At 54.4% G+C, this 14,702-nt stretch carries 14 protein-coding genes; 5 read left to right on the top strand and 9 right to left on the bottom strand.

Going from position 1 to position 14,702, the window contains the following annotated elements; translation table 11 throughout:
• Window positions 1-28: 28 nt before the first annotated feature.
• Window positions 29-313 (top strand): chorismate mutase, encoded by a 285-nt coding sequence (locus ABSG49_RS01430; protein WP_424024314.1) that lies wholly within the window; start codon window positions 29-31, stop codon window positions 311-313.
• Window positions 314-333: 20 nt separating this feature from the next.
• On the opposite strand, the gene ABSG49_RS01425 is transcribed toward ABSG49_RS01430, so the two are convergent.
• The 7 genes from ABSG49_RS01425 to ABSG49_RS01395 form a co-directional block, all read right to left on the bottom strand.
• Window positions 334-1,200: a cytochrome c biogenesis CcdA family protein gene (locus ABSG49_RS01425; protein ID WP_424024313.1), complete on the bottom strand. Its 867-nt coding sequence runs from the start codon at window positions 1,198-1,200 to the stop codon at window positions 334-336.
• A gap of 221 nt (window positions 1,201-1,421) precedes the next feature.
• Window positions 1,422-1,820 (bottom strand): thioredoxin domain-containing protein, encoded by a 399-nt coding sequence (locus ABSG49_RS01420; RefSeq protein WP_424024312.1) that lies wholly within the window; start codon window positions 1,818-1,820, stop codon window positions 1,422-1,424.
• Window positions 1,821-1,903: 83 nt separating this feature from the next.
• Window positions 1,904-2,776 carry an acetylglutamate kinase gene (gene argB, locus ABSG49_RS01415; protein ID WP_424024311.1) on the bottom strand — a complete coding sequence of 291 codons (873 nt, stop codon included), beginning with the start codon at window positions 2,774-2,776 and terminating at the stop codon, window positions 1,904-1,906.
• Window positions 2,776-3,933: a bifunctional glutamate N-acetyltransferase/amino-acid acetyltransferase ArgJ gene (argJ, locus tag ABSG49_RS01410; protein WP_424024310.1), complete on the bottom strand. Its 1,158-nt coding sequence runs from the start codon at window positions 3,931-3,933 to the stop codon at window positions 2,776-2,778. Before argJ ends, argB begins: the two co-directional genes overlap by 1 nt.
• Entirely contained in the window at window positions 3,934-4,428 is a 495-nt protein-coding gene (locus tag ABSG49_RS01405; RefSeq protein ID WP_424024309.1) for a CBS domain-containing protein, read from the bottom strand.
• Between the two features lie 12 nt (window positions 4,429-4,440).
• A complete protein-coding gene (gene argC, locus ABSG49_RS01400; RefSeq protein ID WP_424024308.1) occupies window positions 4,441-5,427 on the bottom strand; it encodes an N-acetyl-gamma-glutamyl-phosphate reductase in 987 nt (328 codons plus the stop codon).
• 96 nt (window positions 5,428-5,523) lie between these two features.
• Complete coding sequence (locus tag ABSG49_RS01395) at window positions 5,524-6,432, bottom strand: ADP-ribosylglycohydrolase family protein (protein WP_424024307.1); 909 nt, start codon at window positions 6,430-6,432, stop codon at window positions 5,524-5,526.
• A 220-nt stretch (window positions 6,433-6,652) separates the two neighbouring features.
• On the opposite strand from ABSG49_RS01395, the gene acs reads away from it, so the two are divergent.
• Window positions 6,653-8,551: an acetate--CoA ligase gene (gene acs, locus ABSG49_RS01390; RefSeq protein ID WP_424024306.1), complete on the top strand. Its 1,899-nt coding sequence runs from the start codon at window positions 6,653-6,655 to the stop codon at window positions 8,549-8,551.
• Window positions 8,552-8,607: 56 nt separating this feature from the next.
• Complete coding sequence (locus ABSG49_RS01385) at window positions 8,608-9,873, top strand: L-lactate MFS transporter (RefSeq protein ID WP_424024305.1); 1,266 nt, start codon at window positions 8,608-8,610, stop codon at window positions 9,871-9,873.
• A 94-nt stretch (window positions 9,874-9,967) separates the two neighbouring features.
• On the opposite strand, the gene ABSG49_RS01380 is transcribed toward ABSG49_RS01385, so the two are convergent.
• Window positions 9,968-11,077 (bottom strand): ATP-NAD kinase family protein, encoded by a 1,110-nt coding sequence (locus ABSG49_RS01380; protein ID WP_424024304.1) that lies wholly within the window; start codon window positions 11,075-11,077, stop codon window positions 9,968-9,970.
• Between the two features lie 22 nt (window positions 11,078-11,099).
• Window positions 11,100-12,458, bottom strand: a complete 1,359-nt coding sequence (locus ABSG49_RS01375; protein ID WP_424024303.1) for a TrpB-like pyridoxal phosphate-dependent enzyme — start codon at window positions 12,456-12,458, stop codon at window positions 11,100-11,102.
• A gap of 399 nt (window positions 12,459-12,857) precedes the next feature.
• Between ABSG49_RS01375 and ABSG49_RS01370 the strand changes: the two genes are divergently transcribed.
• Together ABSG49_RS01370 and ABSG49_RS01365 are read left to right on the top strand one after the other, a co-directional pair.
• Window positions 12,858-13,538 (top strand): YIP1 family protein, encoded by a 681-nt coding sequence (locus ABSG49_RS01370; RefSeq protein ID WP_424024302.1) that lies wholly within the window; start codon window positions 12,858-12,860, stop codon window positions 13,536-13,538.
• On the top strand, window positions 13,539-14,702 hold the full coding sequence (locus tag ABSG49_RS01365; protein WP_424024301.1) for a COG1361 S-layer family protein: 1,164 nt from the start codon (window positions 13,539-13,541) through the stop codon (window positions 14,700-14,702).

Here is a 14,702-nt window from a genome sequence, read left to right as displayed (position 1 = left end):
TATGAAAAAGCGGGGGAATGTACATGGTATGTCGCTCGAACACATGCGGGCCGAGATCTCAAACGTGGATGCCGGCATCATCCGGCTTATCGCAAAACGGCAGGAACTGGTAAACAGGGTGGCGGAGATAAAGATACGGGACGGGATTGCAATCCATGACAGGAAGAGGACCGCGGAAGTACTCGAATCCGTCTTCAACCTGGCTGTCGAGAACAGGATCGATCCCGTTTCCGTCCAGAAGATATTCGAGATTCTGATTGCCATGAGCGAGGAGCGCCAGCACGAACGCTCCGGCGAGGGCAACCTGCCGTAACCCATTTCTCAATAGTTTTTTTACCCGAACCACCCGAGAAAGATCACGAAACCAAGTGCGATCATGATGAGCCCGATGACAAGGCGAAGGGCACGCTTGTTTTCGGTCCTCCACATGTCCGCTTTTTCCGGGGATACGCCGTACGCGACAAGGAGCGTTACCAGTGCGAGGGGCAGGACGAAGATTATATTGTAGAGGAGCAGGTAGGGCAGGCCGGCCGATATGGTCAGGCTCTTTCCCATCAGGGCGATTATGCTGATATAGATCCCGCCGGTACAGGAAAAACCGAGCAGTCCTGCGAGTGTCCCGAGGATAAACGCGGCGGGCAGGGATGCGATCCGGATATATTTCGAGAGGAGACCCTTGCCGGATTCCGGAACGGACAAGACGAACGTTTCCCTGTTTTTTATCACGTCTGCCAGGGTGATTACCCCAAGGATTATCGCAATGGTTGCGCCAAGGAGCGGGAACAGTTTCGAGTAGCCGGAGAGGGTGACCACGGAGAAGATCCCAATCCCCATGAGGAGGTGGAACAGGAAGACGGCTGCGATGTACGAACCACCGATGAGCAGGATCCGCCGCCGGTTCGCTGCCGCGGCAATCGAAATGAGGAGGAAGATCAGGACCGAGAGTGCGCATGGGTTGAGGCTGTCAACCAGTGCCGGAAGGATCACCATCTGGGGGGTCAGAAGAGTGACTGCGGTTGTGCAGTTTTCCCATGACGACGACAGCCCAGTTGTAGTTGTATTGCACGAAGCTGTTCGTTCTTTTTCAGCAAGGATACGCTCCTCGAACTGCTCCCTGATCGCGGTTTCCCCGACAAGTGCCCGATCGCCGATAAAAATAATCGGGATCCCCGGGTTGCTGAGATTATACCGGCCGGTCATCTCCACGAATCTCTGCTGGTTGCTGGCATTGTGGTAGACTTCCAGCTGTTCGAGATGCAGCTCGGGATATTTTTCCTGGAGACTGGTGATCAGGGAGTTTAGTTTCTCGCAATGTTCGCACCCGTCACCATAGAAATAGACGGCACTGATGGCGACATTGGAAGTAGTGAGGTTTGCCGGGGTAGTATTCCCCGGTGGCGTGGGTGGAGGAGGTGGATTACTTACAGTTTTTTTTTGAGGTAATCCTGGACCAGCGCCTCGAGCTTGTCAGGGATATCCTTTTCTCCCACGAGTACGGTCTTGCCGATAACAACTTCAGGAACTCCAGGGGGTGTGGATATTCCGGCAGCCGAGTTTACCTGGTTGTAGATGTTCTGGTTGGTCTGGTTATGCCAGACCTCGAGGATCTGGATATTGGCCTCCGGATATTTCTGCGTAATGTTGTCCATGAACGGCTTGATATTGTGGCAGTGCGGGCATTCTTCACCATAGAAATAATAGATGATCGCGGGGGTGGTGGTGGGCCCTGCCGGCTGCGGGAAGCTGACTAAAAAAATCGCGAGACTTGCAATAACAATAATTGCGAACAACCCTGCAGCAATCTTGATGATCTTATCCATGATGAGAAACCTGTTAGTTATTTTGAAAACTTCTGATTTAATAAAATGCCTATCCAGATAATGAGCGGCGCTCGGGAAAATGGTCAGCTCATGGAGATCATCGTCCCGACACCATCGTGGGTAAAGAGCTCGAGGATGAGGTTGTGTTCGATATTCCCATTGATGATGTGGGAGTAGCTGACACCGTTCTCCACGGCCTTGATGACGGACATGACCTTTGGGATCATGCCTTCCGCGATTGCCCCGGACTTCTGGAGATCGTTCGCCTCGCGGACGGTCAGTTTCCGGAAGACCTTCGTGCGGCCCTTGTCCATGACACCGTCGACATCTGTCATGTTGACGAGCTTGTAGGCATTCAGTGCGATGGCGATATCTCCCGCCGCGATATCGGCATTGATGTTCAGGCTGCCCCCGTTCTTGTCGATGGCAATGGGCGATACCACCGGGATATAGTCCTTATCGAGCAAAGTGTTGAGGATCGTGGGATCGATCCACTCGATCTCGCCTACATGGCCGAGGTCCACTTCCTTCTGGATGCCGCCGATCTCGACTTTCTGGAGATCCATCTTCTTTGCGAGGATGAGGTTCCCGTCGCTGCCGGACAGTCCAACGCCACGGGCGCCGCACTTCGCTATCAGGGAGACGATCCCCTTGTTGATCTTGCCGACGAGCACCATCTGGGCGATCTCGAGGGTCTCCTCATCGGTCACCCGCAGGCCCCCGACAAAGACCGATTCCTTGCCCATCTGCTTCATCTTCTCGCTGATCTCGGGACCGCCGCCGTGAACAAGTACAACGCGGATGCCAACGTAGTGGAGGAGCACCGCATCCCGGATCGCATTTTCGAGCACAACGGGATCCACCATTGCGTGCCCGCCGAGCTTGATCACGATAGTCTTGCCATGGAACTGCTGGATGTAGGGCAGTGCTTCCATGAGCACATCTTCACGCTTCATTATGTGGTGTACCTCCCGTTAATCTCCACATAGCGCTCGGTGAGATCGCAGCCCCATGCGGTCGCCTGCTCCTTTCCTGCCGCAAGATCGAGGATGAAGGTCACTTTCCTGCCGTGCATCGCCTTCTTGGCTGCATGGAGATCGGCAATGATCTCACCGGATTTCACCAGCGGGTATTTTTTACTGCCATCGCTGATCCAGAGCGAAACCGCGTTCGGATCAAACTTCACTCCCGCCCGGCCGGCCGCGGCAACGACCCGGCCCCAGTTGGGATCCTCCCCGTACACAGCGGTCTTCACGAGAGGTGATTCGATGACCGTGCGGGCAACCTTCTCCGCATCGTCCTCCTTCTTTGCTCCCGTTACCGTAATCTGGAGGAGCTTTGTTGCGCCCTCACCGTCCTTTGCGATCTGCTCTGCAAGGGCACGGCAACACTCTTCAAGCGCTGCAGAGAATTCGGCTGCTTTCACGTTGCCCGCGTCACCGGTCGCGGTACAGAGTGCGATGTCATTCGTGCTCGTGTCGCCATCGACAACAACGCGGTTGAACGAACGGCGGGTTGCCAGTTTCAGGGCATCGGAGAGCGGCTTTGCACCGATCTCTGCATCGGTGTAGATGAACGCGAGCATCGTTCCCATGTTTGGTGCGATCATGCCACTTCCTTTGGTGATGCCCCCGATGCAGAAACCCTCTTTTTCCACGAGCGCGTGTTTCTGGATCGTATCCGTTGTCATGATTGCCTGCGCAGCAAGGATTTCTGCTTCCGGAGTCCGGTCGATCTTCGGCGCGACCGTCTCGCACTGACGCTTGATCAGAGGCAGGTCCAGGTATCTCCCGATGACCCCGGTGCTTGCCACTCCGGTGTGAGCGGGTTGTACCCCGAGTGCCGATCCGGCATACTCCGTCATGGCAACGGCATCGGCATACCCCCGTTTTCCCGTGTAGGCGTTTGCACACCCGCTGTTGACGATGACTGCTTCAAGTTTTCCGGCCTTTATCTGTTTGCGCATCAGCTCGATTGGTGCAGCCTTTACCAGATTTTCCGTAAACACACCGGCTGCTGTGCCATGCGCCTCAATGAGTGCAAGACCGAACTTCCCCTCCTTCATGCCCCAGGCTTTGACGCCCAGGACAGCGCAGATACTCTTGAACGACATTTATTCACCAGCCCCTTCTTTTCCGGAATACGCCGATCCGATCGCATTGATGATATCCGCACGCGTGATGATCCCGACGCACTTCTTACCCCGCAGAACCGGCAGGCGGGCGATGCCTTCCTTCAGCATGAGGGCGGCAGCCGCCTCGACGTCCATCTCTTCGGTAGTGGTGACTACACGGTGGGTCATGACTTTTTTCGCCGGCATGTCACCGATATTTGTCAGCGCGTGCTTGGTCTTTTCCCAGTTGATGTACTCCCGGATCGGCACCTCGATGATCTCGAACGGGGACGGGAGCCAGAGGTCATCGGAGATCCTCTCGGTCTCAAGGAGGGAAATGAGATCGGACTCCGTGATGATTCCCACCAGCTCCTTTCCCTCCATGACCGGGAGACCCCCGATATGGTGCTTCCGGAAGAGGGCTACCACGTCCCGGAGGGGGGTTTCCGCTGAACACACAACGGGGTCTTTTGTCATTGCATCCTGTACGAGCATGGTATCATCCTCCTAGGGCAGCATCCCTGCGCTGACGAGACCATCCGTTTCCGGATAACCGCACATCAGGTTCATGTTCTGGATCGCCTGGCCGCTCGCACCTTTGACAAGATTATCGATGGCAGAAACGGCGACAACCCGGTGTCCTTCACTCTCCACCATAACATCGCAGAAGTTGCTCCCGCGGACTGCGGCAAGCGAGGGCTTCTGGTAGCGGACGAAATATTCTCCCTTGTAGAAGTCGTGGTAGAGTTTCTCCACCTCTTCCTGCTCCATGGGTTCGTTGAGCAGGATATGCGCTGTTGTCAGGATCCCGCGGTTGACAGGCACGAGGTGGGGGGTGAAGTAGACGTTTGCCTTCGATCCAAGGAATGCCAGCTCCTGTTTCATCTCCGCAAGGTGCCGGTGGGTCGTCCACTTGTACGGCCCGACATTGTCCCCCACGTTGGGGTAATGTGTTGTTGCGGAAGGATTGTCCCCGGCTCCGCTGACACCGGTCTTGGAGTCAAATATTACGGTATGGGCATATTTTGCGAGAGGAGCGGCGGCAAGGGTTGCCCCGGTCGGGAAACAACCGGGGTTTGCAACAAATTTCGCGTTGATGCATTCCTTACGATGAAGTTCAGGGATACCATAAGGTGCGGGGAAAAAGTCGGTGTGGGGTACACCGTACACTTTTTCAAATACTTCTTTTGGCAACCGGTAATCCGCGCTCAGGTCAACGACTTTGATCCCGCGGGAGAGCAGTTTGCCTGCGTAGGTCATCGCCGCGGTGTGAGGCACGGCAAGAAATACCACGTCGGCATCGATCGCATCAATCTCAGGGTTCTCGAACTTTAGGTCGGTGAACCCTTTCAGGTGGGGATGGATCTGGTCGAGCGGGGTTCCTGCAAGTTTCCGTGAAGTGGCACAGGTGACTTTTGCAGCCGAATGGTGAACGAGGAGGCGGATCAATTCACCACCGGCATAACCGGAGGCCCCGATAATCGCAATTTTCATACAGTAATATCCGGCTGTAAAAATTTAATGCTTTTTAGACCGGCTTTCCGGAAGTGCCCGGTTTATCTTCGATTTTTTGAAAAATCTGCCCTGATCTTACTTACTTTTGCGCGAATAGACATTGTAGAGCCGCTGCCCGAGGAGCTCGATCCTGTCCCGGTCCTCAAGCCCCTTGAGGAGATCTTCAGGAAGCGCATCCATGCCTTTTGCCGCGCCGAGATAGGCACCGCAGAGGAGAGCGATGGTATCGGTGTTACCTCCGGTATTGGCGGACACGGTCAGGAGGTCGGGTGGATGGGAATAGCGGTTGATCAGGAAGAAAGCGATAGGGAGGGTCTGGAACACGGATACATCGTTGCCGATCTTGAGCAGGGCGGTCTCCGTGTCCATCCCGTCTTTTTCAAGGAGGAGTGCATTATGGATCTTGCTGCCAAGTATCTCGTCCTCGGCCAGTGCTTTATTGACAGCCTTTTCGATGGGGTCCGGCGATTCATGGAGCGCGTGGTAGAGAAGCGTGACAACTGTTGAAACCGCGGCGTGGGCGGCAGGATGGGAATGGGTGATATTACAGGCCCTCACGGCACGTTCACATGCCTCGCTCATATCGGGGAATGTCAATGCAAAGGGGACCGCAACCGGCAGGCAGCCGGCTGTTGTGGATTTGACTCCTTTCTGAGGGAGGTTCTCTTTGGTCATATGTTCACAGGCAGCAGAGATAGATCCATCGGGAAAACGGAGGGCGCCCCGGGTATAGAGTTCCCGGAGTGCCGTTGCGTACCGATCTTCATTATACCTGCCATCGGCAAGAAGAGTGCCCACAAGGATCATCAGCTGCGTATCGTCCGTATACTGCCCCGCGTTCAATCCTTCATTGGGATGTCCTTTGTACGGGCGGCGGTACCCGTACTTCATTTTATTCAGGTTCGGAGATGTACTCTCATTGGGCATACCGAGTGCATCACCGATTGCCGCACCCAGCAGGCACCCCTTGAATTTTTTGAGCATCGATCTTATATTGAAAAACCCGGATAGATAACCCTTGTTATATCCTGCTTCATCGGGCATGTGATTTTGAAATGTGAACAATTTCAGGATCGCATAAATGTCTGATCGATTACCGTTTTCTGACGGTATCTGTCATATATTCATCGGATCTGTCGAATCTTACTTCGACAATTTTATATACAATGTTTCACATGATTAATAATGTAGAATTGGAGATCGTATGACCGAAGACTTCGACGTCAAGCTGGTTGAGAGCACCGTCCGTTATACGCCGAGCCCGGAATATAAGCAAAATTCCTGGCTTGGAGACTATGAGACTGCATACCGGGAATTCCTTGCTGATCCTGATGCATTCTGGGAGAGGGTAGCGAAGGATCTGGACTGGATACGTCCGTGGGATACCGTCAAGGAATGGAACTACCCCTATGCCAAATGGTTCGTGAACGCGAAGCTCAACATTACCGCGAACTGTCTCGACCGCCAGGTGAAGAACCACCGGCGCAACAAGGTCGCACTCATCTGGAGGGGCGAGGAAGGCGCAGAGAGGATCTACACATACCAGAAACTTCTCTCGGATGTGATGCGTTTTGCAAATGGCCTCAAAAAGATCGGTGTAAAGAAAGGCGACCGGGTCTGTATCTATATGCCCATGGTGCCGGAGCAGGTTATTGCCATGCTGGCGTGTGCACGGATCGGTGCCATCCACAGTGTCGTCTTTGCAGGGTTCGGCGTGACTGCACTGAATATGCGGATCAGGGAGGCAGAAGCAAAGGTGGTCATCTCCGCGGACATCTCCATCCGCAGGGGAAAGGCAATCCCGCTCATTACGACCGTCCAGGAGTCAATCCTCAATGCCCCAAGCGTAGAACACCTCATCCTCTACCGAAGGCGGAGAGAGCCCCCTGTCGAAATCAGACCGGACTTCGAGATTGATTTTTATAGTCTTATGGAAGGCGTTCCCGCTGTCTGCGAGCCGGAGGTCATGGATGCAGAAGATCCCCTGTTCATGCTCTACACGAGTGGTTCCACCGGGTCCCCCAAAGGAATCGTCCATACCTGCGCCGGCTACCTGGTTGGGATTTACTACACAACGAAATATGTCTTCGATCTCAAAGAGAGCGACATCTACTGGTGCACTGCCGACCCGGGCTGGATCACCGGCCACAGCTACATTGTCTATGGGCCGCTTGCGGTGGGTGCCACAGTCTTCATCACAGAGATGACCCCCGATTACCCGGACCCGGGGATCTGGTGGAAACTGGTCGAGGAGCAGAAGATCAATGTCCTCTATACGGCTCCGACAGCGATCAGGATGTTCATGAAAATGGGAGAAGAATGGCCGAAAAAATACGACCTGAGTTCCCTGAGGGTGATCGGGTCCGTGGGAGAACCTCTCAATCCCGAGGCCTTCGTCTGGTATCACCACGCGATTGGTGGGGACAGGTGCCCTATCGTAGATACCTGGTGGCAGACGGAGACGGGAATGCAGATGATCACGACCATGGTGGGAGAGCCGATGCGCCCCGGGTTTGCCGGAAAAGCGGTACCGGGAGTGATTGTGGATGTCGTGGACAAGAACGGAAATTCCGTACCTCCCGGAACCGGGGGGTTCCTCGCGATAAAAGCGCCCTGGCCAGCCATGTTCCGCACGGTGTATAAAAATGATGAGCGGTACCGGCAATACTGGTATACGATCAAGGACTGCTATTCCGCAGGTGACCTTGCAGTCAAGGGTAAGGACGGCTACATCATGGTGCTGGGCCGGGCCGATGACATCATCATCGTCGCCGGGCACAATATCGGCACCGCCGAGGTGGAGAGCGCCCTGGTTTCCCACCACGCCGTCGCTGAGGCAGCGGTGATTGGTAAGCCTGATCCCGTGAAAGGAAATTCCATCAAGGCGTTCGTCATCCTCAGGGTCGGGAACAAACCCGGTGACAAGCTCCTCCAGGAACTAATGTATCACGTGCGGATGACGATTGGGCCCATCGCCGTCCCACACGAGATCGAGTTCGTGGAGAAACTGCCCAAGACCCGCAGCGGCAAGATCATGCGTCGCGTCCTCAAGGCAAAGGAACTGGGTATTGACCCGGGGGATATCTCCACACTGGAGGAATAACCCTTTTTAAAAAAGAAGGTGGAACAGTCGTTTAAGAAAATACGTGAGGAACCATCATGAGTGAAAAAACTGGGGAAAAAATCATGGGAATGGAACCTGAGAACGGGCGGTGGATCCTGGTCCTTCTCGGGCTTATCATCAATCTCTGTCTGGGAACAATCTATTCGTGGAGCGTGTTCGTCGCACCTCTCACCACGTACTTCACCAGAGACCTGGGACAGACCGTCACGGCAACCGATATCCTGCTGCCGTTCTCGGTCTTCCTTGCATTCTTTGCCATCGCCATGCCCTTCACCGGAAAATATATTGAACGCTACGGGCCCCGGAACGTGACTATTGTCGGGGGAGTCCTGACGGGGCTCGGCTGGCTCCTGGCTTCCTTTGCCACGTCGGTCCCGATGCTCTACGTCGTGTATGGCGTGATAGGAGGAATCGGGGTCGGTATCGCGTACGGGGTACCCGTTGCGGTGTCGGCGCGCTGGTTCCCGGACCGGAGAGGTCTCGCAGTCGGACTTACGGTCCTTGGGTTCGGCTTTTCGGCATTCTTCACAGCAAACATCGCGGGCTGGCTGATCGACACCTACGGAGTCATGACCACATTCAGGATCTTTGGCATTGCATTCGTGATCCTGACGTGCCTGTTGGCCCTGCCCATGAAGTTCCCGGGCGCCGGTTGGACCCCCCGGGGGTGGACACCTCCTGCGCCGGTTCCCGGCCAGGCCATTGCCTGCGAGTTCCGGCGGGAGCAGATGCTTAAATCCCGGTCGTTCTACGGGCTCTGGCTGTGTTATTTCATCGGCTGCCTTGCAGGGCTCATGGCCATCTCGATCGCGAAACCGGTAGGTACTGATGTTGGGATTGAGACCGGACTCGCAACGCTGCTCGTAGGCTTCTTTGCAATATTCAACGGGTTCGGGCGGCCGGTCTTCGGTGCAATAACGGACAGGTTTACGCCGAGGATTACGGCCATGCTCTCGTTTTTCCTGATTGCTCTCGCTTCGCTGCTGTTGTGGCAGTTCACCGGAGTGAGCGTATATATCGTCGCTTTCGCACTGCTCTGGGGATGCCTCGGCGGCTGGCTCGCCATCGCCCCTGCGAGTACCGGGTGCTACTTCGGGACGGCAGATTACCCGCGGTGCTATGGCGTGGTTTTCCTGGCCTATGGTGCCGGAGCCATCGTCGGACCTCAGATGGCCGGGTTCATCAAGACCTCGACCGGATCCTACCTTGGGGTATTCCCCATCGTGCTCGTTCTCGCAGTGATCGGCTTCATTACCGCGTTCGCGCTGCTGAAAATACCAGATGCACCCGAAAAAACATAACCATACTTTTTTTCTCCGGGTAGGGGTGGATCCGGCAGAAGATTATCAGACACTTCCCGGCATTGGCATTTTGTACCCCCCGCCGCAGGTGCTGTTATAGAGCGACAGGCTGGTGGATCTTCTTCCGCTGCGCAATGCGGTACCCGGAGATCACCTGGATGGAATTCCCGAATTCGGTATCAAGAACCGGATCACCCGAATCGACGTAGAGTTCCGGAAGCTCAGCGAGCTTGTGGGGGGTTGCGACAAGGATGATATTGTTTCTCCCCACCAGTCTGATCACCCGGGCGCTGATCTGCTGGTTCCCCCTGCCCAGAATGAATCCCTGTGCACCAATCGGGCTGAGGATTATCCGGGTCTCCTTTTCGCGAGCTGCAAGATCGAGGATGGTTTTTTCATCCACATCCGCTGCTATCACTTTACCGTCTTTTACTGCATCAACACCAAGGAGGGTTTTCTGCACGCCGAGCCGGTGCGCGATCGCCTCCGTCGTCGTCCCCGCCCCGAGGATGTAGAGCGTATCCGGCAGCATCACTTCCTGCATGAACCGTGCGATCTCCTGCTTCGCCCGCTCCTCGTCCGGCTCCTCGTACACCTGCTTTGCGGGCTGTATTTTACCAGCACCAGAAGGCGTCCGGGCGATACCGAAGATCCGGGTTTTTAATTCCCCTCCCCGGTAGGCTTCCTCATCCACATCGAGGATCTCCGAATCCCTGAGATTTTTGGTATCAGATTCCCGGACAAGTTCGGCGGCAACCGTCGGATCGATGGCAAAGACTGCAGAATACATCTTCACTCCCGCGGGTATCCCGAGCAACGGCACGTCCCTTCCGGTCACTTCGAAGATATCCCGTGCTGTCCCGTCACCTCCGCAGAACAGTAGCAGGTCGACTCCCGCTTCCCTGAACCGGCGGGCCGCGGCTTTGGTATCCGATGCCCTGCTTTCACCGGAAACGGTATACATGATCTCGAATCCCTTAATACCGGCTTCCTGAAGGATATCTCCCCCCATGGCGCCGGAACAGGTAATGAAATGCAGCCCGGTTTCCCGTGACAGCAGGGCAAGCGTGATCCGGGCCCGTTCCATGGCATGCGGGACGGCCCCCCGCTGCCTTGCCTCTTCCACGTTCCCGTCAGTGCCTTTCAGCCCCACCGATCCTCCCATTCCCGCAACCGGATTGACGATGAGACCGATCCGTTTCATAAAAAGAGATGGAATGGATGGTTTATTGTATCTTGGGTATCCGGCCGATCGCCTCTCTGATCAGTTCATCCGGATATTCATAGTCCACGAGCTGGCCCGCATAATATGCATCATAGGCCGACATATCGAAATTGCCATGCCCAGAGCAGTTGAACAGGATCGTCTTCTCCTCCCCCGTCTTTTTACACTTCAGCGCTTCATCAATCGTCGCTTTCACAGCATGGGAAGTCTCAGGAGCGACGATGATGCCTTCCGTTCTTGAGAAGGTCTGGGCCGCATCGAAGACCTCGCTCTGGTGATAGGCGACTCCCCGCATCACGCCGTCGTGAACGAGACGGGATACGATGGGCGAGTCCCCGTGGTACCGGAGGCCTCCTGCATGGATGGACGGCGGGACGAAATCATGGCCAAGGGTGAACATCTTCAGGAGCGGTGTCAGGCCGGCAACGTCACCGAAATCATAGGTGTAGGCTCCTTTGGTGAGGGTTGGGCACGATGCGGGTTCCACACCGATGAGGTCGATATCCTTATGCTTCCCGGTCATCTTGTCGCCCGCGAACGGGAATGAGATCCCGGCAAAGTTGGACCCCCCGCCGACGCACCCAATCACGACGTCCGGGTAAGCATCCACCATCGCCAGCTGCTCGCGACATTCCTGCCCGATGATCGTCTGGTGGAGACAGACATGGTTCAGCACCGAGCCGAGCGCGTAATTGGTGTTGGCATGGGTTGCCGCATCTTCGACCGCTTCGGAAATGGCAATGCCAAGAGCGCCTGGCGTTTCGGGATCTTTTTCGAGGACAGCTTTCCCGGAATTCGTCTTGGTGCTCGGGCTCGGGATGCACTCTGCTCCCCAGGCCTGCATCATCGACTTGCGGTAGGGTTTCTGGGTATAGCTGGACCTGACCATGTAGATCGTGCACTCGAGATCGTAGAGCATCGTGGCGAATGCCAGTGCGGATCCCCATTGCCCGGCACCGGTCTCCGTCGCGATCCTCTCGATCCCGGCCTTCATGTTGTAATAAGCCTGAGGAACGGCGGTATTGGGCTTGTGGCTCCCAGCCGGGCTGACCCCTTCCCACTTGTAGTATATTTTTGCCGGGGTCTTGAGGAATTTCTCAAGCCGGTGGGCGCGGTACAGAGGGCTGGGCCTCCAGAGCCTCAGGACTTCCTGAACGTCTGCCGGTATATCAACATACCGGTCCGTGGTCACTTCCTGCCGGATCAGTTCCATGGGAAAGATCGCTGACAGGTCGTCGGGTCCCACCGGTTTGTGGGTGGCGGGGTGGAGCGGGGGATCGAGCGGCGAGGGCAGATCCGCCTGGATATTATACCATTTCTTTGGCATCTGCTCCTCATCGAGGAGGATTTTTGTCTGCATACACAGTACTTACTTTGTATAAATAAATACATTGTGGAACAATTTTGAGTGATTGTGCATTAATGTATACATTTCAAACAGGGCACGGGATGGGCAAGGGCATAAAATCCATACAACGTACCACGGGTATCATACGATGGACCGGAGTTCCTGACAATACGATGAATGTCATTGCCATAATGAACAGGGTAATGGGCGCGAGGATATCCATCGGATGCTCACTCTGGTTCATACGCTCCTTCAAAAAAGGCTTCTTCCCTTCTTATTTTAGACCAAAAAAGATATTTGACCATTTTTTTTATGGCCCCATGAACATAAAATTATAAATACACAATACCTATGTGTGTAAAAGTTGTTGTAAAAAAACAGCATTTATGCTGATATATAAACGGAGATCATATGATGAAAGAATCGTTAATAAACCTCCTGATCAATACCGATACATTCTTCCGAAATGCGATGGAAGAGGAGGAAAATTTCACTATTCCTGTGCTCATCGTGCTTGCCGTCGGAATTATCAGTGCAGCCTATGGGTACCTGATCGGCAGGCTGACATCACAGATGATGTCTGCTGTGACGCCAGGAATCGAATCAATTATATTGATCTCTACGATCCTTGGGGCAATCATCGGAACGTTTGTCTTCTGGCTGATCTGGGCTGGAGTTCTGTACGGTTTTTCTGCAGTATTCAAAGGTGAGGGGACATTTAAACGAACCCTGGAATTCACAGGGTACGGGTACCTTCCCCAGATCATTGGTTCCTTCATCACCCTTGCGGCAGCATTCGAATACCTGCCAGAAGTCAAGGTGCCGCAGATCTCGACAGCGGGCATCCCGACCGATCAGCTCGGGCAGGTGATACAGAATGCTGTCAGTACCATGATGCATGATCCCGCGATGGTGGAACTTACCCAGATCACCGTTCTCATAACTATTGTGTTCCTGCTCTGGAGTGCCAATATCTGGATATTTGGTATCCGCCATGCACGAAAATTATCGCCACGGGACGGCGCACTCTGCGTGGGTATCCCGGTCATCGCATATATCCTTTATATGATCTATAATCTTGGGGTTTCTTAAATGAAAATGCACTGGATTTTAACCAGCATCTGCCTTCTTCTGTTCGCGAGCACATTGGTTGGCGTGGCAAGCGCGGACCTGAGCGAAAGCATGTCACCGGTCACAGGTAATGTTTTTGTATCCAGTGTGACCTTCTATCCTGAGGTTTTTTTTACCGGAGATAAGGGAACCGCTACGTATGTAGTGATGAACAGCAACACGAATACCAGCGTGATGCTGAACCATGGAACGTTCTCTGATGACAATTTCAAACTGCTGAGCGGGACTTATGATTTCTCGAATACATTGGGTCCTCTCCAGACCCGGCCATTTACATTTTCAATACTTGCCGATGTACCTGAAGGGGATTATTACCCTTCGTTTTCCTTAAGTTTTTACAATTCGAATCTCTACCATAAAACGCTGGTTCAGGTCGATAACACTCCCCTTGAACTGACTGTCGTCGATAAACCGGATGCCTTTACGCAGGGAAAGAAGAAGACCATCACCATACAGGTGGCGAATCCCAGGAAAAATGATGTGAGAAACATGATCCTTGAAGTTGCCGGGGACGGTATCACTGCTTCGCCATCGAGGACCTTTGTCGGAGATCTTGCATCAGGAGCAAAAATACCGGTGAACTTTTCCGTAACACCGGATAAGGAGACCCCGCTTGCCCTTACCCTCACATACGATAATGGCGACAACCCCCACACGGTCACCATGAATATTCCCGTCACCTTCGGGACGGATAAGAAACAGGCAGACCCGGTCATGAGCAATGTGATCGTAAAAAATGACGGGTCTGTTTACCACGTCACCGGTGATGTGAATAATGCCGGCCTCGATACGGCGAATACCGTGACTGTGACTTCCCTCTCACCGGCTGTCCCGCAGGATCCCTACAAGACCTACGTTGTCGGAGCTCTCAAGGCCGATGACTTCGGCAGCTTTGAAGTTACCTTCACCACCGACGCCAACAGCACCAGTGTTCCCATCCAGCTCTCCTACAGGGACAGCGATGGCAATATCTACAACTCGGTCCAGAACGTGAATATCCCCTCGACCGGCATCACTGCCCAGAAAAGCAGCGGCCTACCCCTCGTACCCATCATCGCCGGGCTCGTCATTGTCGCAGTATTTGTCGGCGGCTGGTTCGTCTACATCAGGAAGAACAAGAAGTGA

The sequence above is a fragment of the Methanoregula sp. genome (genome assembly GCF_049510175.1).
In the GTDB taxonomy this organism is placed as follows: Archaea; Halobacteriota; Methanomicrobia; order Methanomicrobiales; family Methanospirillaceae; genus Methanoregula.
This window is presented reverse-complemented; position numbering and strand designations above follow the sequence as displayed.

Coding starts and splice junctions, on each gene's coding strand:
- ABSG49_RS01430 (WP_424024314.1), top strand. CDS start 29: ATGTCGCTCGAACACATGCGGGCCGAGATCTCAAACGTGGATGCCGGC.
- ABSG49_RS01425 (WP_424024313.1), bottom strand. CDS start 1,200: ATGACCGGCCGGTATAATCTCAGCAACCCGGGGATCCCGATTATTTTT.
- ABSG49_RS01420 (WP_424024312.1), bottom strand. CDS start 1,820: ATGGATAAGATCATCAAGATTGCTGCAGGGTTGTTCGCAATTATTGTT.
- argB (WP_424024311.1), bottom strand. CDS start 2,776: ATGAAGCGTGAAGATGTGCTCATGGAAGCACTGCCCTACATCCAGCAG.
- argJ (WP_424024310.1), bottom strand. CDS start 3,933: ATGTCGTTCAAGAGTATCTGCGCTGTCCTGGGCGTCAAAGCCTGGGGC.
- ABSG49_RS01405 (WP_424024309.1), bottom strand. CDS start 4,428: ATGCTCGTACAGGATGCAATGACAAAAGACCCCGTTGTGTGTTCAGCG.
- argC (WP_424024308.1), bottom strand. CDS start 5,427: ATGAAAATTGCGATTATCGGGGCCTCCGGTTATGCCGGTGGTGAATTG.
- ABSG49_RS01395 (WP_424024307.1), bottom strand. CDS start 6,432: ATGCTCAAAAAATTCAAGGGGTGCCTGCTGGGTGCGGCAATCGGTGAT.
- acs (WP_424024306.1), top strand. CDS start 6,653: ATGACCGAAGACTTCGACGTCAAGCTGGTTGAGAGCACCGTCCGTTAT.
- ABSG49_RS01385 (WP_424024305.1), top strand. CDS start 8,608: ATGAGTGAAAAAACTGGGGAAAAAATCATGGGAATGGAACCTGAGAAC.
- ABSG49_RS01380 (WP_424024304.1), bottom strand. CDS start 11,077: ATGAAACGGATCGGTCTCATCGTCAATCCGGTTGCGGGAATGGGAGGA.
- ABSG49_RS01375 (WP_424024303.1), bottom strand. CDS start 12,458: ATGCAGACAAAAATCCTCCTCGATGAGGAGCAGATGCCAAAGAAATGG.
- ABSG49_RS01370 (WP_424024302.1), top strand. CDS start 12,858: ATGATGAAAGAATCGTTAATAAACCTCCTGATCAATACCGATACATTC.
- ABSG49_RS01365 (WP_424024301.1), top strand. CDS start 13,539: ATGAAAATGCACTGGATTTTAACCAGCATCTGCCTTCTTCTGTTCGCG.